Annotated in this window: 1 pseudogene; it reads left to right on the top strand. The window is 65.5% G+C overall.

Annotated elements, in window-relative coordinates:
• A pseudogene (locus B4F73_RS16740) lies at positions 1-267 on the top strand (hypothetical protein); the annotation flags it as partial.

The raw sequence follows: 267 nt of genomic DNA, 5'->3' as shown, positions 1-267 counted from the left end.
ATGCCCGCGCCGAGCGGACTGGCAGACAGATTTACGGGTCCGGGTGTGACTGCTATACCCGGAGCGCCGATTTCAGGGCCATTGATGGCCCAAGCAGCGGGACGACAGATGGGCCAGAACGTAAAGATCGCCATTACGGGAGCGGGCGGCCGCATGGGCCGGACACTCACCCGCCTGATTGCCGAAACCGAAGGGCTCACGCTTTCGGGCGGGATCGAGGCCGAAGGATCGCCGCATCTGGGCACCGATCTGGGCACACTGGCGGGG

It is taken from the genome of Hyphomonas sp. UBA3601 (assembly GCF_002375605.1).
GTDB lineage: Bacteria > Pseudomonadota > Alphaproteobacteria > Caulobacterales > Hyphomonadaceae > Hyphomonas.
The sequence above is the reverse complement of the archived record's forward strand: the minus strand, read 5'-3'. Positions and strand labels throughout refer to the sequence as shown.